The following is a 21,698-nucleotide window of genomic DNA, read 5'->3' as shown; positions in this document are numbered from 1 at the left end:
GGAGATCTGCCGGTTAAGGGTAATTTGGGGGGGCGCTGCGTAGATGTATCGTTGCGGTAAAGCTCGCAAAGCAAGCGCCTGAATGACTTGCCGTGCACTAGCATGCAGCCAGTCTGACTTGACGCCAAAGCTCCATGCCTCATTCATCCTCCGACTCTTTCCTGCCGCTTACCCGCAGACATTGGCTGCAGCATTCCGGTGCTGTGCTGGGGGTGCTGCCCGTCATTCCCTTGCTCGGCTGCGCAGCTCCCGCTGCGGAGTCGGTGAGGAGCGTGGGGAAAGCGGCTGCTCCATGGCTCAGCGGTGGTACGGCGGCCATCACAGCCGCTGTGCGCGGCATCAACCCGTTTGCCAGTGCCGGGCTGGCGGGCAGTTGCCGCCTGACCTGCGAGGCCACCATCGGCCCCTGCCACACGCTGTCTCCCGAGCGCATGGATGTCAGCGATGGCTGGGATGGCCTGCCGCTGCATATGCAGATCCGCGTGGTCAACGAGCGCTGTGAGCCGGTGCCGGGCACGATTGTCGAGATCTGGCATACCAATCACACGGGCGGTTACTCGGGCCAGATTCACCGCATGTGCAACAACGATGCCGCCGATGTGAACAAGCAGTTCTTTCGCGGCTATCAGCGCACCGACGGCCATGGCGTGGCGCGCTTCGACAGCTGCTACCCAGGCTGGTATCGCGGCCGTGCCGTGCATGTGCACTTTCGCATTCTGCAAGGTAGCTACGACCCGGCGGACAGCGCTGCATCGTGGCTGACCAGCCAGCTGTTGTTCAGCGATGCGCTCAACAGCGAGATCTTTGCGCAGGCGCCGCTTTACAAGGACAAGGGCCAGCCCGATACCCGCCTGGATGTGGACAACGTGGTCGGGCAGGAGCTGGACAAGACGCCTTATGTCTTCGATGTGCAGAACCTGGGAGGGGTGATGCTGGCATCGAAGACCGTGGTGGTGCGCAGCGACAGTGCCGACAAGCTCTGCCAGGTCAAGGGCTCCATGCCGCCAGGCGGCCCGGGTGGGCCAGGAGGTCCGGGGCGGCCCGGCGGCATGCGGCCGCCGCGCCCGGGCATGATGCCGTCACCTCCGCCTGGCACCTGAACCAGACTTCAGATCACCAGTCTGGAGTAGCCGATTCCGGCCGCTTTTTCCACGCGGATCTGCGCCGGAATACGCTCCTTGAGCGCTTCCACATGGCTGATGACGCCAATCATCTTGCCGCTGGCGTTGAGTGCATCGAGCGCGGCGAGGGCCATCTCCAGCGTATCGCCGTCCAGCGTGCCGAAGCCTTCGTCGAGGAATAGCGAGTCAATCGAGGTCTTGCTGCTGACCAGATCGGACAGTGCCAGTGCCAGCGCCAGGCTGACGAGAAAGGCCTCGCCGCCCGAGAGCGTGCGCGTGTCGCGCGCCACATCGCCCTGCCAGCCGTCCACGATGTCCAGCTCCAGCTCGCCCGTGGGCTTGCGCCGCAGCAGATAGCGACCGTGCAGGCGCTCCAGGTGTCGGTTGGCCAGATGCAGCAGATGGTCTAGCGTCAGCCCCTGTGCGAACTTGCGGAACTTGTCGCCTCTGGCGGAGCCTATCAGGCTGTCCAGGTGTTGCCAGAGATCGCTGTCCTGTTCCTGCTCGGCAATCCGGGCCAGCAAGGCTTGCTGGCCCGCGCGGCGGTCATCGTCATCTTTGAGGCGGGCGCGGTGGGCGCCCAGTTGCTCGGCCTGCTGGGCGCGTTCGGTCTCCAGCTGGGTAATCTGCTCGGTAATGGTTTCGGGTGCTTCATCGCTGAGCGCCTGTGTCTGCAGTGCGGTCAGGCGCCGGCTGGCGTCTGCCTGCAAGGCGGCTGCGCGTTGTGCCGCGCCCTGAAGCTGGTTGCTCAGTGCCTGCAGACCTTGCTGTTCGGCATCGGACAGCAGGGCTGCGGTGTACTGCGCTTCGTCGGAGAACGGGCTGGCCTGCAGCGCCTGCTGCCATTCGGCCTGGGCCTGCCGCGTCGATTGCTGCAGCTGCTCGAGCGTGGCTTGTGCCTGGCTTGCCTGACCTTGCAGCGTGGCCAGCTGCTGCGCAGTCTGCTCGAGCAGGGTTTTGCAGTCATGCAGCGTGGCGGCGGCTGGCGCTGTACAGGCGGTGGCGTCGGCGGGCAGATCGGGCAGGGCCTGGCTGCGTTGCAGCCAGTGCTCGGCATCCTCTGCGGCTTGTTCGACCTGGCGTTGCAGCAGGTCGATCTGCTGGGTCAGCTCTTGCATTGCCTGTTGCTGGCGCTGCCATTGCTGCCATTCCTGCTGACGCGCATCTAGCCAGTCTGCGGTGTCCGCGCTCTCGGGCAATGCGTAGCCTGCCGTCTGCAGGGCAAGCTGCAAGCGAGTTTGCAGGTCGCCGGCCTGCTGCATCAAGGCTTGCAGTGCCTGAGCGGTCTGCTCCTGCTGCGTCAGATTGTTCTGCAGAGCCTGCCGGGTGCTGGCCTGTGCATGCTCGATCTGCTGCTGGTGTTGCAGAGCCGCCTGGCAGGCGTCCTTGGACTGTTGCAGCTGGCGCTCGGCAGTTTCGGCATCGGCCAGGTTCTGCTGCAGCTGCGCAATCTGCTGCCCGGCTTCAGCGCAAGCGGTGCGCAGTGCTTCGGGCTGCTGCCATGCCGCCTCATCCAGCGGCACAGCGCTCTGTGCGCGCAAGTCAGCCCAGCGTGACAGCCATTTTTCAATCTGCTGGGCAATGGCCTGGTGCTGCTCCTTCTGCAGCTGCTGCTGACCCTGGGCAGTGGCCAGCGCGGTGTTCAGCTGCTCGCCCTGGCGCTGCAGCGACTCGAGTTCGCTCTGTGCCTGCTGCAGCGCAGCGGCTGTGGCTGATACATCCAGCGCCGCGTATTCGGTGATGGCTGGGTGATCCTGAGACCCGCACAGCGGGCAGGCTTCGCCGGGCTGCAGCGCGGCGCGGTGCTCTTGCAGGCTTTGGATGAGGCGCTCCTGGTCAAGCAGGGCTTGCTTGTCGGCCACCTTTTCCTTGAGCGCCTTGTACTGCGCACGCAAGTCATCGCGTTGCGCCAGCTGCTCTTGAATGCGGGAATCAACGGAGCTCAACGCCTGCGAATTGCGCTGCTGCTGCACGTCCAGGGGCTGGCGCAGTGCGGCATGTTCCTGCAACTGCTGCCAGTGATGCAGCTGGCGCTCTGCGTTTTGCCAGTGGCTGCGCAGCTGAGGCAGGCTGCCGTGCGTGGCCAACTGCTGCTGCAGGGCTTGCTCTGCGGCCTGCTGCTGTTGCAGCGTCTGGGAGACTTGCCGTGTCGACTGTGTGGATAGCTGTGTCTGTGCATCTGCTTGCTGCTGTAGTTGCCGGGCGAGCTTCTGCAACTGCGTCATCTGGCCTTCTGCCTGGACGGTTTGCCGTTGCAGTTGCTGGCCTTGCTGCAGCTGCTCGCGCCAGCCGCTGAGGTTTTCACCCAGCAGGGCGTGGCTGGCATGGGCTTGCTGCCATGCCGTCAAGTCGGCCTGCCGGGCCTGTGCAGACTGCAGCTGCAGCCTTGACTGCTGCAGCTGATCGCCAGCCAGTTGCCGGGCCTGTTGGTGTTGATGCCATTGCGCGCTTTGGGCTTGCAGCCGCAGGGTATGCAGTTGCTGCAATTGCGCGGCCTGTTCGCTTTGCTGGCCTTGTGCCAGCTGCCAGCGATGGTGCATGGGCTGGATTGCCTGCGCAGGTCCGTGGGCCTGCAGGCGCAGCAAATCGTGCGCGGCATCACTCAGCGCTTGCTGGGCGTTTGCTTGTGCATTGCGTGCCTGCTCCACGTCCTCCATGGCCTGCATGGTCTGTGCCTGCCAGCGTTGTACGGTTTGCAGTTGCTGGTGGCGTGCCTGCAGATCCGTCAAGCCGGTCTGCAGCAGTACTGCCTGGGACTGCAGCTGCTCGCGTGTGCCTGCATCCAGCAGTTGCATGCCCTGTGCCTGGGCCTGTTGCTTCTCCAGGGCCTGGCGGGCGTCGCGCGCTCTTTCGAAAACGGACTGCGAGATGCGACCGTAGATATCGGTGCCGGTCAGTTCTTCGAGCAGCTCGGCGCGCTCATTGGCCGTGGCCTGCAAGAAGGCGGCAAAGCCTCCCTGGGCCAGCAGCATGGACTTGGTAAAGCGCGCAAAGTCCAGTCCGGTGATTTCGGCGATGCGCCGGGTTTTGTCCTTGACGTGGGTGGTGAGTATGCTGCCGTCCGCCACCAGTGCCAGCTCCACCCTGGGAGTTTGCAGGGCGGCATCCGGCTTGCCGCGCGCGCGGCGCTGGCTCCAGAAGGCGCGGTAGGCCACGCCCTTGACTTCGAACTCCACCTCGGCTTCGCACTCACCGGTGTGGCGCGTCATGATGTCGTTGCTGCCGCTGATGCTGTCGAGGCGCGGCGTCTGGTGATAGAGCGCAAGGCAGATGGCATCGAGCAGCGTGGACTTGCCAGCGCCCGTGGATCCGGTGATGGCAAACAGGCCGTTGTCGGCAAAGGGGGCAGCGGTGAAGTCGATGTTCCACTCGCCCTTGAGCGAGTTCAGGTTCTTCAGCCGCAGTTTGAGAATTCTCATGCCGCAGCTCCTCGTTCGTCGTCGAGAGCGTTCAGCACCTGCCGATAGCGCTCGGTCAGCGCCGATTGCAGTGGCGGCTCCAGGCTCTCCTGGGCCAGTCGGCGCGCAAATACATCGAGCGGGGTGAGTTCATCGAGCGACTCGCGGGCCTCGCCGGACAGCTGTGCCGCAGCCTGGCCGCGCTGTCGCTTGATGCGCAGAATCTCCACGGGCAGCGACTCGGCCAGGGCCTGCACGCGCGCCGTGAGGTCGGAGAGATAGTCGTCTTCCTCTACCGTGACTTCAAGCCAGACAGGCAGATTGTTGCGGGTTTGCGCGGCGGCAGACTTCAGCAGCACGGGCATCTGCGCCAGACTGCCGGCGATGGAGGCCATGGGCTGGAACACCGGCACGGGCAGGGCGGTGACGGCCTGCAGCCCGCCGGCATTGAGCTCCACCAACTGTACCTGCTTGGTCTGCCTGGCTTCGTCAAAGCCCAGCGCGATGGGCGAGCCACTGTAGCGGATGTGATCGAGCCCGCCGACGAGCTGCGGCTTGTGGATATGGCCAAGGGCGATATAGCAGGCTGGCGGGAAAGCATTGGTCGGAAAAGCCTCCAGTGCGCCTACATAGATTTCACGCACCGATTCATTGCTGCTGGCACCCACCGTGGTCAGATGGCCGGTGGCAATGATGGGCAGCAGTTCGCCCTGGCTGGCCTGTATCTCATTCTGCGTTTGAAGGGCTGCGGCATACACGCGCTGGTAGGTGGATGCAATCGCGGCTTGCAGTGCCTGCTGCTTGTCCTGTGCGCTTTGTCCGGCCTGGCTTTGCTGCACATCACGCGGGCGGATGAAGGGCAGTGCGCAGACGATGCAGCCAGGCTCCCGCGCTGTGCCACGTCGCGGCAACGTGACGACATGCCGGGCCTCATCACCGGTCGAGCTGACCACCTGGGCGCCCAGGTAGGTCAGCAGCTCGCGGCTTTCATCGAGCACGCTGACCGAGTCATGATTGCCCGCCAGGATCAGCAAGGCCGCGCCTGCTTCGTGCAGGCGCACGATGAGCTGGTTGTACAGCTCGCGCGCATAGCTGGGCGGGGCTCCGGTGTCGAAGATGTCGCCGGCGATCAGCACGGCATCCACGGCATGGGCCTGCACCTGGGTGAGCAACCAGTCGATCAGGGCCTGATGCTCGGCCTGACGGCTGCGGCCCATAAAGTGCTGGCCCAGATGCCAGTCGGAGGTATGGAGAAGACGCATGCGGCGATGGTATGCCAGCCGGCCCCCGTCTTACTCGCTGTCCAGCCGTTCTTGCGATAGCTCCTGCTCGAACAAGGCATGGCCTTTGGCCCAGCCGCCACCCCAGATCAGGTCCATGGTCCCGGCCAGCGCCTCCAGGCGCGGTTCATCGAGGTCCGAGCGTGCATGCTCGGCCTGGAACAGGCGGTAGAGCGCGGCCTGGCTCATGCCTTCATCCCTGAGAGCCTGGGCCAGCACCACCAGCGTCCCCGCAGTCGGTGCCGGCTGGTCTGGCCGCAAAGCTGTTTGCAGGCGTCTGGCTGGAAGCATTTCAGCGCTTGCCAGCGCGCTTGGCCGTCCAGTAGCTGAATTCTTCCTTGCCGACCTCATAGTCCAGCTCCTGCAGCCTGGCCTGCAGGTTTTCCTGCACATCGGCCACGGCACGGTTGTAGATGCTGGGGCCTATTTCCGCGAGAAAGAAATTCAGCAGGGCACCGGATTGCATATTGCCTATGGGTTCGTCCATGTTTTCGCGGAAATAGCGTTCTATGGAGGCAATGGCCTGCTGCTGCGCGTGTTTGGGGAGTTCTATGCTCATTGATCAAGCTTTCTTGTAAATCTTCTTTCGCTTCAAGCGTCTGATTTCGCTTTAGCTGACTGGCTACCTTGTCTCGCAACTGGCGGTGTGTCAGTGGCAGTCCGCTTCATGGCTTCGGCCAAGCACGGAGCGTCATAGGGTGATTGCTGCACCACATGCACTTATTATGTGCATGTGCTCATGTTGATGCACGCAGGTGGCATGAATACGATGGTTTCTTCGTTATTCACAAGGAAAAGTCATGGCCCTCGCCATTCGAATCTACAGCTCAGGTGCGCCCGAAGTGATGCAGCTCGAAGAGCTGGATCTGCCGTCACCGGGGCCGGGCGAGGTTCTGCTCGAGCAGACCGCCATCGGTGTCAATCCTCTGGATGTCAATCAGCGCAAGGGCCTAGTGCCGATTGCATTGCCTTCGGGCCTGGGTCTGGAGGGCGCGGGAACAGTGGCCGCCGTGGGCTCGGGAGTGTCGGGCCTGAAGTCAGGGGACCGTGTCGGCTACGCAACCGGGCCGCTGGGCGCGTATGCCAGTGCGCGCTTGTTCCCCGCTGATCGTCTGATCCGGCTTCCGGACAGTCTCGCGGATGATGCCGCCGCGTCGGTCCTGTTCAAGGGCATCACGGCTCAGTACCTGCTCAAGACCACCGGCCAGGTGAGTCAAGACAGCCGAGTCCTGATTTATGGCGCTGCCGGTGCTCTCGGACAGCTGATGTGCGCGTGGGCCAAGCATCTGGGCGCCCAGGTTCTGGGCGTCGTCTCCAGGCCCGCCAGCGTGGAACGAGCCAAGGCGGCAGGCTGCGATCAGGTGTTTGTCTTTGATGCGCAGACACTGGCATCCCAGGTGATGCAGGCCACGCAGGGCCGAAAGGTGGACGTGGTTTACGACTCCATCGGAAAAGACACTTTCCTGGCTTCGCTGGACTGCCTGCGACCCAGAGGACTGATGGTGTCGTTTGGTGCCACATCGGGCCTGCCGCCTGCCATTGAGGTCGGCGTGCTCAATGCCAAGGGCTCGCTGTTTCTGACCCGTCCGTCTCTGGCCGCGCATACGGCAACGATAGAGGAATATCAGAGCCGTGCGCAGGACGTGCTTGACGCCATCGCAGCCGGCATACTCACGCCTCGCATATGGAAAAGCTACGCGCTCAGGGACGTAGCCCTGGCGCACGCAGACCTGGAGCAAGGACGCTCGCAAGGCTCGATCATCCTCACCCGCTGAATCGCTACAGACACCATGGAGATATTCGACAGCCAGCACACGGATGAGCTCGCCACGCTGGTCGCACTGGCAGACCAGGGCTCGTTTGCCGCTGCGGGACGATTGCTGGCGCGTCACCCTTCGGTGCTCTCCAAGCGCATGCAGGCGCTCGAGCGAAGACTGGGCGTGCGTCTGGTGGAGCGCACCACGCGCCAGCTGCATTTCACCAGCGAGGGCTGGCGACTTGTCGAAAAGCTGCGACAGGCTGCCCATCTGATTCGGGATGCAGAGCAGGAAGCGGCGCAGGGAGCGCAGGAAATACGGGGGCGCCTGCGCTTGTCCATGCCCGCGACGATGGGGCGGCGGTGGATCAGCCCCATGCTGGCGGATTTTTCCCTGGCCTACCCGGAGGTAGCGCTCGAAGTGGAGTACAGCGAGCGCATCGTGGACATTGTGGGAGAGCGTTTTGACGCCGCCATACGTATCGGCAATCTGGCGGACAGCCGGCTGGTTGCCACGCGGCTATGCGATCAGTACCGCCTTCTGTGTGCATCCTCCAGCTATCTTGAGCGCCATGAAGCGCCAGACAGGCCTGCGGATCTCGCTCATCACAACTGCCTGGGCTACACCGGCCTCCTGGATTTTCCGCAATGGCGACTGGTTCAGTCGGCAGGAAAGAGGGCTGCGAAGACCGTCGAATCGGTGCGCGTCAGCGGCTCCATTCTCAGCAACGACAACGAAGCTTTGCTTCATGCGGCAATCAAAGGGGTGGGCATCATTGCCGGCAGTGACTGGCACCTCATGCCCTCCATCCATGCTGGAGAGCTGGTCCGCATATTGCCGCAATGGACGTTGGGAGATACCGGGGGCATCTACCTGCTACGACCTTCGGGGCAGTACAACACGGGCGCCATGAAGGCGTTCAAGCAATGGGTGACGGAGGCTTTCGCGGCGGCTCCCTGGCGGCCCTCAGACCGCTGAGGAGCCCTGCCTGCCCTGCTGCTTCAGGGCGATGAGTACAGGTCGCTCAAGGCCTGGAACTCGGTTGCCGCGCGAGGATCAGGAGCCGCTCTTGCTTCCCAGCCAGGCAGCGCTATTGAGAAAAAAGCGTACCAGCTCGCTTTGACGGCGGGCGCCGGTCTTGGAGAAGATGGAGCGCAGGTGAGCTCTTGCGGTATTGAGGCGAATGCCCAGCTCTTTGGCTGCCTCCTCCAGCGTCAAGCCATGGGTCAGCTGTATCACCAGCGAGGTCTCTGCAGACGTGAGCTGAAACAGCTGCTGCGCCAGATGTGTGGATGGATCGGCCTTGCCATCGGTGTTGCGCATGAACACCGCGACGCAGGGACGGCTCTTGGCCTCTGCGTTGTCACCCGAGGAAATGCTCTGGACGACAAGCCCCCAATTGAGCTGACCCGAAGGACGGGCAATCGAGATGCCTTCGGTCATGACGGACGCGGATGCCAGGGAGGACAGCAAGGCATCCTTGACCAGTCGCTGGAGCTTTCGGTTGTCGCTTGCATATTCAGCCTCCAGCATGCCTCCGGAGATCCGGATGCCATCCTGAGCATCGAGAATGCCTTTGGCCGCAGGATTGCTTTCCAGCACTTGGCCATTCTGGTCCAGGATGACGACACCCACCATCAAGCGAGCCGTGACGGTGCTGTACAGCGACATGACCTGACGATCATGGTGCAGCGCCAGATGCATGTTCAGCGCACGGCGGATGTGCGGCATGATCATGCGGCCCAGATCCAGATCCCGCTGGCTGAAGGCCGGTTCCGACTCGGGGCGCGTGATCCGCAGGCCGTAGACACTGCCATCGGTAGTCACGATATCGGCAGCCATCACATGGAAAATATTGTGCACACGGCACCAGTCCTTGTAATAGACGCTGCTGCGCCATTCGCTTTCGGACATCAGGTCGGGAATGGTCTTGAATTGCTCCTTGGGCATGCCAAGGAAAGGACTGTGCTCGCTGTAGACGTCGTGCGTAAGCAAGCCTTCGAGCCCTCCGGATGCGGTGACCACCAAGCCGATATTGTCTCCCTCGGTCTGGCGGATGATCAGCACTGCAAAATTGCTGCGCATATGCGTGCGAATCACCTCCAGGCAGGGAACCCAGGCCTCCGGCAAAGAAGCAGCGTCGTAGAGGTGATTGATGAATTCGCTGAAGCGCTCCGCACCGATCAGCTCTGTTGTCTCCGGGTTCTGAACTCCGGATGTCGAGCCATCTTTGAGAGCAAAAGTCATTGAGGCTTGTGCGTAATCGATGGGTTTCAGTTTGCCGTAGGTGGGGCTCATTGCGTTGACCTCTTGCTGTCTCGCATTATCAGTGCCCCTCATTGGCCTGCTTCGTTCAATGCCGTCGTATGAACGACACAAAGCCATCTGGCAGCTCTTGATCGGGCCGTTGTGCAGTACTTGCTTCAGCAAGCTGAGCATCGAATGTGCAATGAACCTGTCCAGCCAATAGTTCAACGCGCCCCTTTGTGATGCGGTCCATGGCGGAGAGGCTCGCACTCTTGCAGGCTGGAGCTGCAACGTATTGCTGCGTGTGGGATGGATGCCTGCAAAAGGGGAGCGATGCTCCCCTTCTGTGATCTCTGGCGCACGCATGCGATGAGCGGCGTGCACCCTTGTGCCAGGCGCTATGGGCGATTGTGGCTTGAACTCACGACAAGACTGGCTTATTGCACGGCTTCGTCCTGGTCGGCCAGGAAGCCGCCGCTCTGGTGCGCCCAGAGCTTGGCGTAGATGCCACCGCGCTGCAGCAGTTGCTGGTGCGTGCCTTCCTCCACGATATGGCCTTCGTTCATGACGATCAGGCGATCCATGGCTGCGATGGTGGACAGACGGTGGGCAATGGCGATCACGGTCTTGCCGTCCATCAGCGAATCCAGGCTTTCCTGGATGGCGGCTTCCACCTCGCTGTCCAGCGCACTGGTGGCTTCGTCGAGCAGCAAAATGGGAGCGTCCTTGAGCATCACGCGTGCAATCGCCACGCGCTGGCGCTGGCCGCCCGAGAGCTTGATGCCGCGCTCGCCCACCTGGGCGTCATAGCCGCTGCGGCCCTTGAGGTCGGTCAGCGTGGCGATGAAGTCCGAAGCCTCGGCCTTGTCGGCCGCGGCCTGCATCTCGGCTTCGCTGGCGTCGGGGCGACCATAGAGGATGTTGTCGCGCATGGAGCGGTGCAGCAGCGAGGTGTCCTGGGTCACCATGCCGATGGCACTGCGCAGGCTGTCCTGCGTCACGCTGCGAATGTCCTGGCCGTCGATGGTGATGCGCCCGCCTTGGGGCTCATGAAAGCGCAGCAGCAGGTTGACCAGCGTGGACTTGCCCGCGCCCGAGCGTCCGATCAGGCCGATGCGCTCGCCGGGACGGATGTGCAGGTTCAGGTGGTCCAGCACCTTTTTGCCGCCAGTCTTGTAGGCAAAGCTCACATCCTCGAAGGCAATCGCTCCTCGCGTGACCTGCAGCGGCTTGGCGTCGGGTGCATCGACGATGGTGCGCGGCTTGGTCAGAGTGGTGATGCCGTCCTGGATGGTGCCAACGTTCTCGAACAGGCCCGTCATCTGCCACATCACCCAGTGCGAGTAACCCATCAGCCGCAGCGCCATGGCAATCACGGCAGCCACCACGCCCGCAGATGCCTGAGCCTGCGTCCACAGATAGAGCGCCGTGCCTCCGCTGGCCAGCAGCAGCAGGGCAATCATCAGGTGGTTGGTGATCTCGAACAGACTGACCAGACGCATCTGCGCATAGCCCGTGGCCTTGAAGGCTTCCATGGCATTGCGCGCATATTCGGCTTCGCGGCGCGTGTGGGCGAACAGCTTGACGGTGGCGATATTGGTATAGGCATCGGTGACGCGGCCCGTCATCATGGAGCGCGCATCGGCCTGCTCCTTGCCGATCTGGCCCAGGCGCGGCACAAAGTAGAAGCAGGCAGCGGCATAGGCGATGAACCACAGCGCAAACGGAATCATCAGCCGCCACTCGAAGCTGGCGGCCAGAATCAGAATGCCGATCATGTAGACGCCCACGCCCACAAACACATCCACCACCATGAACACCACTTCTCGCACCGACAGCGCGGTCTGCATGATCTTGGTGGTGATGCGGCCGGCAAACTCGTCCGCATAGAAGGACATGCTCTGGCCCAGCATCAGCTTGTGAAACACCCAGCGCAGCCGCATGGGGAAGTTGATGGCCAGCACCTGGTGCATGACGGTGGTGTGCAGGGCCAGCAGCGCCACGCTGCCCAGCAGGATGGCGGCGATGCCCAGCACCGTGGCTTGCTGCTCGGCCCAGAAGTTGGCGGGCGAGACCGTGCCCAGCCAATCCACCACGCGGCCCATGATGGCGAACAGCACTGCTTCGTAGGCGGCCAGCAGTGCCGAGGTGAGGGTCATCAGACCAATCCAGCCGCGCATGCCTTGCGTGCAGGCCCAGACAAAGGCAAAAAAACCTTTGGGCGGGACCTTGGGCTCCTGTGCTGGATAAGGTGGAACCTGTTTTTCAAAAAATCGGAACAAGATGGAAATTCTCCCGGTTCATGCTTGTGGCATATCTTGTCCCCATGGTAGGGGAGTGCCCTGGATTGGTGTCAAGCGTACGGGATGACCGCTTGTCTCATGGGCCATTGGTGCGGGCCTGATGAACGCATGGCGCGCTCGGGCTATAGCGGGCTGTAGCGGGTTATGGCGGGCCATATAGCGTGCTGTTGCGGAGGCCTGCGCGGAAAAAAAACGCCGCATCTTGTGCGGCGTGGCAGGAAAGCGCGCGGCGCGATCAGGCGTTGGGCAGGAAGCCTTCCACCGACAGGTAGCGCTCACCCGTGTCGTAGGCAAAGCCCAGCACCCTGGCGCTGGGTGGCAGCTCGGGCAGCTTCTGCGCAATGGCGGCCAGCGTGGCGCCCGAGGAGATGCCGACCAGCAGGCCTTCCTCGCGAGCGGCGCGGCGCCCGTATTCGCGTGCGGGCTCGGCCTCCACCTGAATCACGCCGTCGAGCAGGCTGACGTCAAGATTCTTGGGCACAAAGCCGGCGCCGATACCCTGGATGGGGTGGGGCGCGGGCTGACCGCCGGAGATCACGGGCGATGCCGCGGGCTCGACCGCATAGACCTTGAGATTGGGGAACTTGGCCTTGAGCACCTTGGCCACGCCGGAGAGGTGACCGCCCGTGCCCACGCCGGTGATGAAGGCGTCGATGCCGTCGGGGAAGTCGCGCAGGATTTCCTGGGCCGTGGTGGCCTCATGCACGGCCACGTTGGCGGGGTTCTCGAACTGCTGGGGAATCCAGGCACCGGGCGTCTGTGCGGCCAGTTCCTGGGCGCGGGCGATGGCGCCCTTCATGCCTTTTTCCTTGGGAGTCAGGTCAAAGGATGCGCCATAGGCCAGCATCAGGCGGCGGCGCTCGATGCTCATGCTCTCGGGCATGACCAGGATCAGCTTGTAGCCCTTGACGGCCGCGACCAGGGCCAGGCCCACGCCGGTGTTGCCGCTGGTGGGCTCGATGATGACGCCACCGGGCTTGAGCGCGCCGGATTTCTCGGCGTCTTCCACCATGGACAGGGCAATACGATCCTTGATGGAGCCGCCCGGGTTGCTGCGCTCGGACTTGATCCAGACGTTGGTATTGCTGCCGAACAGACGGTTGATGTGAATGACGGGCGTGTCGCCAATCGTTTGCAGAATGTTGTCAGCTCTCATCGGACCTCCGCGAATAAGGGATGGTGGGACAGTGGATCGCAGCGCAGGCTGTCTGCGCAGACACAGAGCATTGTGCACGCAAGCGTTGTGCGAATGGGCTATATCGATATGACCCGAAAAGTGGGCAAGGCCGCGGGCGATGATTAACATCGGCCCATGAATCTACGGTTTCTGGAAACCTTTGTGCTGCTGGCCGAGCTGCGCAACTTCCGCATGACGGCCGAGCGGCTGTTCACCACACAGGCAGCCGTCTCCAGCCGCATCGCCACGCTGGAGCAGGAGTTCGGCGTGCGCCTGTTCGACCGCGGCGTGCGCGAGGTCACGCTCACGGCCGACGGCGCCAAGGCCCTGGTGCATGCCGAGCGCATGCTCCGGCTGATGCGCGAGATGCGCGAGGACATGCTGGACAAGCAGGCCTATGCGGGCGTGATCCGCATCGGCGCCATCGAGTCCATCGTGCACAGCTGGTTCCCCGACTTTCTCGCGCTGCTGCAGCAGCGCTATCCGCGCCTGCAGGTGGAGATCGCCTGCGACACCACCATCCATATGTCGGAGCAGTTGCTCAAGGGCCAGCTCGATGTCTCGCTGCAGGCCAAACCAGTGTCCAGCGGTGCCATCGCGAATCTGTCGCTGGGCGAGTTCGCCATGGCCTGGGTGGGCAGCCCCAAGCTGGGCATAGGCGACGAGACCCTGAGCCTGGCCGAGCTGGCGGCTTTTCCCATCATGAGCTTTGCGCGCGGCTCCGAGCCGTATGCGGTGATCGAGCAACTGTTCAGCGCCGAAGGCAGCGCCTCGCCGCACATGAACTGCATTGCCTCGGTGGCGACCATGATCCGCGTGGTCTGCGACGGCCTGGGCGTGGCGGCCGTGCCGCCGGCCATCATCCAGCGCGAGCTGGCCGAGCAGCGCCTGCGCCTGCTGCGCGTGGATCGCGAGTTCCCCTCGCTGCCGCTGGTGGCCTGCTGGCGCAACGATCATCAGAACCCGCTGGCCGAAACCGTGGTGCGCGCCGCCGAAGAGGTGGCCACGGCCTTTGCGCTGAACCATGGCCAGGCCGTGGCGCGGCTGCCCGGCACCCGTCTGGCAGGGGACGCATAAAGCGCGGAGCCGGCACCGCCGGTGCGGGCGCCAATGCCTGCCGTGCATTGGGGTGTGCCTCAGTACTGAAAAAAAAGGAGCTGCTAGCGCCTGATGAATATCGATTTTAGAGTGTTTCCTATCTGAAATCAATTGCAGTCAAGCGCTAGCAGCTCCTGTTTTTTCTATGCAATCAGGCCTGGGCCAGCAAAGCCTCCACGGCCAGCGCCACCGACAGCAGGCGCTGGTCCTGACCGGCCGTGCCGGCCAGGCTCAGGCCCACGGGCGCTTCGCCCGCGCGGTGGCAGGGCAGGGACACCGCACAGCCGTCGAGGAAGTTGATCAGCGTGGGATTGCGCAGCATCAGCCCGTTGGCCGCGAAATAGGCTTCGTCGCTGGCCTCGAGCTCGGCAATCTTGGGCGCGATCACGGGCACCGTGGGCATGAGCATCAGGTCGTGGTCGGCCATCTGCGCCTGGACGCGGGCAATCCACTGCTGGCGGCGCGCCAGCAGCTCGATGTAGTCGGCCGCGCTGATGTCCTTGCCGCGCAGAATGCGCGTGCCCACGCGCGGATCGTATTCGGCCAGGCGGCCGGCGCCGTCGATATGGCTGCGGTGCCAGGCCCAGGCCTCGGCGGCGGTGAAGCCGCCCTTGGCATTGATCTGCGCAAGCTCGGCAAAGGGCGGCACCACGGCCTCGGTGATCTGCACGCCGGCCGCGTACAGCAGCGACAGCGCACGCTGCCAGGCTGCGGCCACGGTGCTGTCCATGCCGTCCATCACCACATTCGTGGGCGCCAGCAGGCGCAGGCCCTGCAGCGAGGCCGCGCGCAGCTCGCCATGCGACTGGCCCGACAGCACTGCGTCCAGCGCGGCGCAGCAGCGCACGCTGGGCGCCAGCGGTCCGATGGAGTCGAGGTTGGCTGACAGCGGCAGCACGCCCTGCATGGAAACGCGCCGCGCCGTGGGCTTGAAGCCGGTCAGGCCGCACAGCGCCGAGGGAATGCGCACCGAGCCGCCGGTGTCCGAGCCGATGGCGGCCAGCGCCATGCCGTCGGTCACCGAGATGGCCGCGCCCGAGGACGAGCCGCCGGGAATGCGGCCGCCGTCGTTTTCACGCTGCCAGGGATTGCGCGGCGTGCCGTAGTGCGGATTCAGCCCCAGGCCCGAGTAGGCGAACTCGGTCATGTTGGTCGTGCCCACGATGACCGCGCCTGCGCGGCGCAGACGCTGCACGACTTCGGCCGTCTGCGTGGCGGGTGCGGCATCGGCCAGCAGTCTGGAGCCGCCCAGCGTGGGGTGGCCCGCGATATCGAACAGATCCTTGACCGAGATGGGCAGGCCTTCGAGGGGCGAGCGTGCCAGGCCGGCCGCGCGCAGCGCATCGCTGGCGCGGGCTTCGGCCAGGGCCTGCTCGCGCAGCACGCGCGTGAAAACGCGCGGGCCTTCGCCTTGCGCGGCGCGCTCCAGTGCCTGCTCGGCCAGTTGCACGGCGCTGGTCTGGCCTTGGGCCAGGCGGTGGGAGACCTGGTCCAGGCGGGGAGAGACTGAAGTCATGGGCAGCTCCGGTGTTCAGGCGACGATATCCAGCAGTTCGCTGCGGTAGAGGTGGCGGATGCTGCGCTGGCTGCGCGGGTCGTACAGCTCCATGGCGAACTGCGTGGCAGGGCGTATGCCGCCGATGGCGGCCATGGTGCCGCAGGTCATGCCGCTGCCTTCGGGCAGCTGGCTCTGGCCGCCGGTGTAGCCCGCGATCAGGTCCTGGGGCGTGCGCAGGCTGGCCAGCGTGCCTTCCTGGTACAGCACTTCGCGGTCGTCCTCCACGATCCACGAGCGCAGGATCAGCTCGTCCCAGTGGCCGGCCACATCGGCAAAGCGCCAGGCCTGGGTGGCCACGGGCTTGATGCAGGCCTGCTTGGAGAAAGCCACGCTATAGGCCTCGAGCTTGCGGTCGGTGTGGTCCGAGGCCAGGCTCACGAACATCTCGCCGCCATGGCTGAAGACGAAGACCTCGGCCTCGCCCGAGGAGTCCGGGCCCAGCACCTGCAGCGTGCTGCTCTGGCTCAGCTGGTTGCTGGCGATGCGGTAGTACAGCGGCACGGCGCTGGGGCGCGGAATGCCGAGCGCGGCCAGCTCCTCGATGTGGTGCTCGATGGCCGCATGGTCGCGTCCGGCCCAGCCGGCGACGATCAGGGTATCGAAGATGGGGGCCAGGGTCTGGCCTTCGGGGGTGGTGAATTGCAGTTGCATGGAAAGAAATCTCAACAAGGGGGGAAGGCGGGGCCTTGGGCCCCGCACAGCGGCGCTGCGCAGGCAGCGTCAGGCGGTCACTGCTTCTTGACGAAGAGCACGACCAGGAAGGCGGCGAGGAACTCCAGCGCGGCCACGAAGTACAGCCCCGAGGACAGCGAGCCGGTGCTGGTCTTGAGCGCGCCGATCATGTAGGGCGCCACAAAGCCGGCCAGGTTGCCGATGGAGTTGATGAGGGCGATGCCGCCTGCGGCCGCCGTGCCGGCCAGAAAGGCCGAGGGAATGGACCAGAACACGGGGAAGGCGGCGAGGATGCCGATGGAGGCCAGCGTCAGCGCGCACAGGGCCAGCACGGCGTTGTGCAGGAACATGCCGGTCAGGATCAGGCCTGTGGCGGCGATGAGCGCGGGGATGGCGCTGTGCATGCGGCGCTCGCCGGTCTTGTCCGAATGCATGCCGTTCCAGACCATGGCCAGCGTGCCGGCCAGGAAGGGAATGGCCGAGATCAGGCCGATCTGCAGATTGTTCTGGATGCCGATCTCCTTGATGATGGACGGTGACCAGAAGGCGATCGTGGCGTTGCCGCTGACGATGCAGAAGTACACGGCGGCGCACAGCCAGACACGGTAGTTGCGGCAGGCGTCGGCGAAGGAGTGCTGCTTGTGGCCTTGCTGGCTCTCCTGGGCGACGGCGGCGGTGACGGCGCGCTGCTCGGCGGCGCTCAGCCACTTGGCGTTCTCGGGCTTCTCGGGCAGCCAGGCCAGCACGAAGAAGCCGGCGATCACCGAGGGAATGCCTTCAAGAATGAACAGCCATTGCCAGTTGGCCAGATGGCCCACGTCCTGCATGCCGTTCATGATGGCGCCCGCGATCGGGCCGCCCACGGCGCCGGCGATGGCGAACGAGGTCATGAACAAGCCGTTGATGCGCGCGCGGTGGCGGGCCGGGAACCAGTAGGTCAGATACAGCACCACGCCGGGGAAGAAGCCCGCCTCGACCACGCCCAGGATAAAGCGCAGCACATAGAACATGGTGGGCGTGGTCACATAGGCCATGGCCATGGAGGCCGCGCCCCAGAGGATGGTGATGCGCGCCAGCGTCTTGCGCGCGCCGATCCTCTCCAGCAGCAGATTGCTGGGCACTTCGAACAGGAAGTAGCCGATGAAGAAGATGCCGGCGCCCAGGCCGTAGACGGCCTCGCTGAACTGCAGGTCCTGCAGCATCTGCAGCTTGGCGAAGCCGACGTTGACGCGGTCTATCCAGGCCAGGACAAAGAGAAAGACCAGAAAGGGGATCAGGCGCCAGGTGATCTTGCGGTAGGTGGCGTCCATGTCGGGGTGCGCGTGCGCACCGGCATGGCCGGCAAGAGGGTGGGTGGCGGAAGCCGGGCTGCTCATGGGGAGTCTCCTGTATGCGAAAGTGCAGCGGGCACATGGGGCGCTTTTGCCGGCGCTCCTGTGTGTCTTGGAACATGGGGGTGCGGCGCGGGCCGGTGTTCCTGTGGCGGCAGTATCGAAAGGCAGCGAGGGGCTGTCCAACAAGAAATTCTGAGCGGCCCTGAATGCAAATTCTTATGAGCAGAGATGGTGCGGGCTGTGCACCGGCATGAGGCAGGCGTGCATCGATAAAACGCGGGAAAACCCTAGGTGATGCGCGCGGCCGATGGCAGCGCCGGGCAGGCCGATGGCCCGGGTCTGCAGGGCTTGTGCTTGATTCAGGTCAAGCCCAGGGGAGATGGTGTTTCCCCTTGGGCCTGCAATCGGGAACAATGGGGCAGAGTCTGTTTGAGGGAGGACTGCTCTTGCTCACGTTCAACACAATTCTGGTGCTGCTGGGGGTTTGTTGCGTAGGCCTGCTGGTCGGTTTTTCCTGGCGCGAGCAGCGCTGGGGCCCCTGGGTCATGCTGGTGTTCGTGGTCAGCCTGCTGTCGCTGATGAGCTACGCGATTCTCAATCTGCTGCTTTAGCACCGCAGGCCAGGGCAGGCCGTGCGCGCAGCGGGGCCTTCCACAGCTCGGCCAGCAGCAGACCGGCAATCGTCATGATGCCGCCCACGGCGTGGTAGGCCGCCAGAGGCTCGTTCAGGGCGAAAGCCGCGATCAGGGCGGTGAAGACCGGGATCAGATTGAAGAACATGCTCGATCGCCCGGGCCCCAGCGTCTGCACCGCCTTCATCCACAGCAGCGGCGCGGCGATGGAGGCCATGATGCCGGCATAGCCCACTAGCGGCAGGTTGCTGGCGTCAAGCCCGGTCTTGGGCGAGAAGAGATAGAGCGGCAGTTGCACGACCACGGCAACCAGCACCTGCAGATACAGCAGTTGCACCGTGGCCAGGCGCGGCATGGGCCAGCGCTTGAGCAGGATGTTGTAGACCGCGTAGGCCAGCATGGCCAGGAACATCATGGCATCGCCCAGATTCAGTCCCTCGGACGCCAGATGGCTGAGCCGGCCCGATGAAACCACCAGCGCGACCCCCGCAATTGCCAGCAGCGAGCCCCAGATGCCGCCATGCGTGAGTGGCTGGCCCAGCATGAACACGGCCAGGGCCAGCACCAGCATGGGCGTGAGCGAGCCGATGATGCCCATATGCGTGGCCGTGGTGAAGTGGGCGGCGTAATAGGCCAGGCTTTGGTAGATGACCATGCCCAGCACGCCCAGCACGAAGATCCGTGGCAGCAGGGGCTTGATGTCGGCGCGCTGGCGCCAGATCGAGGGCAGGACGAAGGGCGTGAACAGCACGGCGGCCACCAGCCAGCGAAAGAACCCGATCTCTGCCGCGCTGATGCTGTCTGCGGCCAACTTGCTGACCACGGTGTTGACCGACCAGATCAGCACCGCGCCCAGTGGTAATAGGTATGCACCCATATGAAACTCCTTGAGGTGCTTATGATGCGCTTGACGTATTTGAAGCGCATTGCTGATTTCAGACATTTCATAACTCAAGCCGGACGAACCCATGCCTGCCTCAGCCCCGACTCCCGGCCCGGTCGCCAAGCGCCATGCCGTACAGATACTGGACACCGACAAAGTGCCTGGCAGCTATTACTTCCGTTATGACGAGTTCGGCGAACACAGCGAGGCTCCGCCGCACAGCCACCGCTGGGGGCATCTGAACTATGCGGCCCACGGCAGTCTGAGCATGGACGTGCCCACGGGTCATATCCTGTGCCCGCCGCAGCACGGGGTATGGATTCCGCCGGGCGTGGTGCACAGCTGCTATCTGCAGCATGCGGTGCAGTACCGCTCCGTCTATCTGGCCCCTGATCTGTGTGCGGATCTGCCGCAGACGGCGGGCTGCATGCGCCTGGGGCCGATTGTCAAAGCCGTGCTGGCGGACTTCGGCGCCAGGGGCGTGCAGATCCCGGTGACTGACGCAGACCTGCGTCTGGCACGGGTGGTGCATGACCAGCTGCGAGCCACGCCGTTGGAGTTGAGCTTTCTGCCCGTGGCCCGGCATCCGGCGCTGGTGCAGGTGCTGGATGCCATGCAGTCGCGCCCCGACGACCACCGCAGCCTGGCCGAATGGGCCGAGACCGTGCACATGACGGAGCGCACGCTGGCCCGCCACTGCCAGCGCGAGCTGGGCATGAGTCTGGGCGAATGGCGCCAGCGCATGCGTTATCTGCAGGCCATCGACGCGCTGGAGGCCGGCCACACCGTGCAGCGCATTGCCTACGACCTGGGTTACAGCACGCCCTCGGCCTTTATTGCCATGTTTCAGCGCGAGTCCGGCCTGCCGCCCGAGCAGTTCAGGCGCGAGTTCTGTGCAAGTTCTTTCTGAACGCGGGATAATGCGCGCCGTGAAGTGCGCCAGACCGCCGCTGGTACTAGCCGAAAGGCCAACGCTTGCGTTGGGTCGAAAGACCGTACTGGAGGAACGTCCGGACTGCATAGGGCGGCGTAGCAGCTAACAGCTGTCCACCGTGAGGTGAGGATCAGAGCAACAGAGACGAGTCTGGCAGGAGTGCCGCAAGGCAGACCAACCAGGGTGAAACGGGCAATCTCTACGCGCAGCAATACCAAGTAGGCACACGTTGACGGGGCCCCCGGAGTGTGCGGGTAGGTAGCACCGAGCCATCAGGCGACTGATGGCCAAGATTAATGGCGGTCACATGGCGGGCAACCGTTGTGCACAGAATCCGGCTTATCGGCGCACTTCACACTTTCTTCCTCGGCCGGACACAGCCCGGCGAATCCACTGCATTCACTCCACCATCAGCGCGAACAGCTGATGGCGATGGTGAATATCAAGCCGCGCAAAGGCGCGGTTGCGATAGGTCTTCACGGTGGCTGCGCTCAGCCCGAGATCGGCCGCAATGCCGTCCTGGGTCATGCCGCGCAGCAGGTGCAGGCAGACCTCGAGTTCGCGCGCCGTCAGACCCGGTGCCAGCTCCCGCAGGCGAGCCGGCCACCTCTCATCGCCGCCAGCCATGTCCGCAGTCAGCGCCAGGTGCTTGTGCGTCAGAGCCATCAGGGCGCTGGACAGGTCCGCGAAGTCGCTCAGATGCCGGTCGGCAAAGGGTTTCTGGTGCGCATGGCGATAGAGGTTGACGGCAAACACCGAGCCATCTGCACCGGGCTCGGCAATCGAGATGCGCTCAGCCACGCCATGTGCGTCATACACGCACAGGCGATGCAAGGGCGTGACCTCGTTGGCCTGCACATGGACCAGATTGCGCGCGCCTGGCATGCGCATATGTCCGGGCCATTCCTGGCCCCAGCTTCTGTCCTCGTGCTGAGGTCCCGAGAGATAGGCGCTCCAGCACTGGCGCGTGGTGTCCAGGACGCCCTGGGAGGCCGATAGAAACAGCCGCGGCCGGCAGCTGCCGATGCGATACACCGACAGCGAGGCCGTGGGCGCGATGGCGCTCAGCTGCTCCAGTGCGGCCTGGGCAAAACAGCTCTGTCCCAGATGCTCCACCAGACCGGCCAGCAAGGTGCTGGCCTGGGCCATGCCGCTGGCTTGGGCCATATCACCGGTCGGCATGGTGTCAGTCGTCGAAGGTAGCTTCCAGGTTCTCATCGGTGTGTCTTGGCGTGGGCTGTCATCTTCTTGGGGGACAGCGATTTCTTCAACAGTGCTTACGCTCATGTCCCTGTGCATAGACA

Annotated in this window: 18 protein-coding genes and 1 other RNA gene; 7 read left to right on the top strand and 12 right to left on the bottom strand. The window is 64.0% G+C overall.

Going from position 1 to position 21,698, the window contains the following annotated elements; genetic code table 11:
* Positions 1-134 precede the first annotated feature (134 nt).
* A complete protein-coding gene (locus MPZ60_RS21770; RefSeq protein WP_242607062.1) occupies positions 135-1,100 on the top strand; it encodes an intradiol ring-cleavage dioxygenase in 966 nt (321 codons plus the stop codon).
* Positions 1,101-1,108: 8 nt separating this feature from the next.
* Here the strand turns inward: MPZ60_RS21770 and MPZ60_RS21765 are convergent, their stop codons facing one another.
* From MPZ60_RS21765 to MPZ60_RS21750, 4 genes are read right to left on the bottom strand one after another with little or no spacing between them, the layout of a single operon-like run.
* Entirely contained in the window at positions 1,109-4,540 is a 3,432-nt protein-coding gene (locus MPZ60_RS21765; protein ID WP_034354413.1) for an SbcC/MukB-like Walker B domain-containing protein, read from the bottom strand.
* Entirely contained in the window at positions 4,537-5,781 is a 1,245-nt protein-coding gene (gene sbcD, locus MPZ60_RS21760) for an exonuclease subunit SbcD (protein WP_034354409.1), read from the bottom strand. The genes MPZ60_RS21765 and sbcD overlap by 4 nt, the downstream gene beginning before the upstream one ends.
* A gap of 30 nt (positions 5,782-5,811) precedes the next feature.
* A complete protein-coding gene (locus tag MPZ60_RS21755; protein WP_034354406.1) occupies positions 5,812-6,090 on the bottom strand; it encodes a hypothetical protein in 279 nt (92 codons plus the stop codon).
* Position 6,091: 1 nt separating this feature from the next.
* Complete coding sequence (locus MPZ60_RS21750) at positions 6,092-6,358, bottom strand: DUF2164 domain-containing protein (RefSeq protein WP_012839864.1); 267 nt, start codon at positions 6,356-6,358, stop codon at positions 6,092-6,094.
* Between the two features lie 241 nt (positions 6,359-6,599).
* On the opposite strand from MPZ60_RS21750, the gene MPZ60_RS21745 reads away from it, so the two are divergent.
* Positions 6,600-7,574, top strand: a complete 975-nt coding sequence (locus MPZ60_RS21745; protein WP_034354403.1) for a quinone oxidoreductase — start codon at positions 6,600-6,602, stop codon at positions 7,572-7,574.
* A 15-nt stretch (positions 7,575-7,589) separates the two neighbouring features.
* Positions 7,590-8,534: a LysR family transcriptional regulator gene (locus MPZ60_RS21740; protein ID WP_034354401.1), complete on the top strand. Its 945-nt coding sequence runs from the start codon at positions 7,590-7,592 to the stop codon at positions 8,532-8,534.
* 78 nt (positions 8,535-8,612) lie between these two features.
* On the opposite strand, the gene MPZ60_RS21735 is transcribed toward MPZ60_RS21740, so the two are convergent.
* From MPZ60_RS21735 to cysK, 3 genes are all read right to left on the bottom strand, one after another.
* Positions 8,613-9,854: a helix-turn-helix transcriptional regulator gene (locus MPZ60_RS21735; RefSeq protein WP_034354399.1), complete on the bottom strand. Its 1,242-nt coding sequence runs from the start codon at positions 9,852-9,854 to the stop codon at positions 8,613-8,615.
* 386 nt (positions 9,855-10,240) lie between these two features.
* Positions 10,241-12,085, bottom strand: a complete 1,845-nt coding sequence (locus MPZ60_RS21730; RefSeq protein ID WP_034354395.1) for an ABC transporter ATP-binding protein — start codon at positions 12,083-12,085, stop codon at positions 10,241-10,243.
* 256 nt (positions 12,086-12,341) lie between these two features.
* The gene (cysK, locus tag MPZ60_RS21725; RefSeq protein ID WP_034354392.1) at positions 12,342-13,262 is read right to left on the bottom strand and encodes a cysteine synthase A; all 921 of its coding nucleotides are present in this window, start codon (positions 13,260-13,262) and stop codon (positions 12,342-12,344) included.
* Positions 13,263-13,418: 156 nt separating this feature from the next.
* On the opposite strand from cysK, the gene MPZ60_RS21720 reads away from it, so the two are divergent.
* Positions 13,419-14,360 (top strand): LysR family transcriptional regulator, encoded by a 942-nt coding sequence (locus MPZ60_RS21720; protein WP_034354390.1) that lies wholly within the window; start codon positions 13,419-13,421, stop codon positions 14,358-14,360.
* A gap of 172 nt (positions 14,361-14,532) precedes the next feature.
* On the opposite strand, the gene MPZ60_RS21715 is transcribed toward MPZ60_RS21720, so the two are convergent.
* From MPZ60_RS21715 to MPZ60_RS21705, 3 genes are all read right to left on the bottom strand, one after another.
* Entirely contained in the window at positions 14,533-15,897 is a 1,365-nt protein-coding gene (locus MPZ60_RS21715) for an amidase (protein WP_034354389.1), read from the bottom strand.
* 15 nt (positions 15,898-15,912) lie between these two features.
* On the bottom strand, positions 15,913-16,590 hold the full coding sequence (locus tag MPZ60_RS21710; protein WP_034354386.1) for a DUF2848 domain-containing protein: 678 nt from the start codon (positions 16,588-16,590) through the stop codon (positions 15,913-15,915).
* 77 nt (positions 16,591-16,667) lie between these two features.
* A complete protein-coding gene (locus tag MPZ60_RS21705) occupies positions 16,668-17,987 on the bottom strand; it encodes an MFS transporter (RefSeq protein WP_034354383.1) in 1,320 nt (439 codons plus the stop codon).
* 404 nt (positions 17,988-18,391) lie between these two features.
* Between MPZ60_RS21705 and MPZ60_RS21700 the strand changes: the two genes are divergently transcribed.
* Positions 18,392-18,556, top strand: coding sequence for a hypothetical protein (locus MPZ60_RS21700; protein ID WP_223305621.1), 165 nt, complete (start codon positions 18,392-18,394; stop codon positions 18,554-18,556).
* On the opposite strand, the gene MPZ60_RS21695 is transcribed toward MPZ60_RS21700, so the two are convergent.
* Positions 18,540-19,454: a DMT family transporter gene (locus MPZ60_RS21695; protein WP_034355274.1), complete on the bottom strand. Its 915-nt coding sequence runs from the start codon at positions 19,452-19,454 to the stop codon at positions 18,540-18,542. The two genes, MPZ60_RS21700 and MPZ60_RS21695, sit on opposite strands and share 17 nt — an antisense overlap.
* Positions 19,455-19,545: 91 nt before the next feature.
* Between MPZ60_RS21695 and MPZ60_RS21690 the strand changes: the two genes are divergently transcribed.
* The gene (locus MPZ60_RS21690; RefSeq protein ID WP_045838703.1) at positions 19,546-20,370 is read left to right on the top strand and encodes a helix-turn-helix domain-containing protein; all 825 of its coding nucleotides are present in this window, start codon (positions 19,546-19,548) and stop codon (positions 20,368-20,370) included.
* A gap of 21 nt (positions 20,371-20,391) precedes the next feature.
* Positions 20,392-20,752: RNase P RNA component class A (gene rnpB / locus MPZ60_RS21685), an RNA gene on the top strand.
* A 41-nt stretch (positions 20,753-20,793) separates the two neighbouring features.
* Here the strand turns inward: rnpB and MPZ60_RS21680 are convergent.
* Positions 20,794-21,576 (bottom strand): LuxR family transcriptional regulator, encoded by a 783-nt coding sequence (locus MPZ60_RS21680; RefSeq protein ID WP_034354380.1) that lies wholly within the window; start codon positions 21,574-21,576, stop codon positions 20,794-20,796.
* Positions 21,577-21,698: the final 122 nt, after the last annotated feature.

The sequence above is a fragment of the Comamonas sp. 7D-2 genome (assembly GCF_022749555.1).
GTDB lineage: Bacteria > Pseudomonadota > Gammaproteobacteria > Burkholderiales > Burkholderiaceae_C > Comamonas > Comamonas thiooxydans.
The sequence above is the reverse complement of the archived record's forward strand: the minus strand, read 5'-3'. Positions and strand labels throughout refer to the sequence as shown.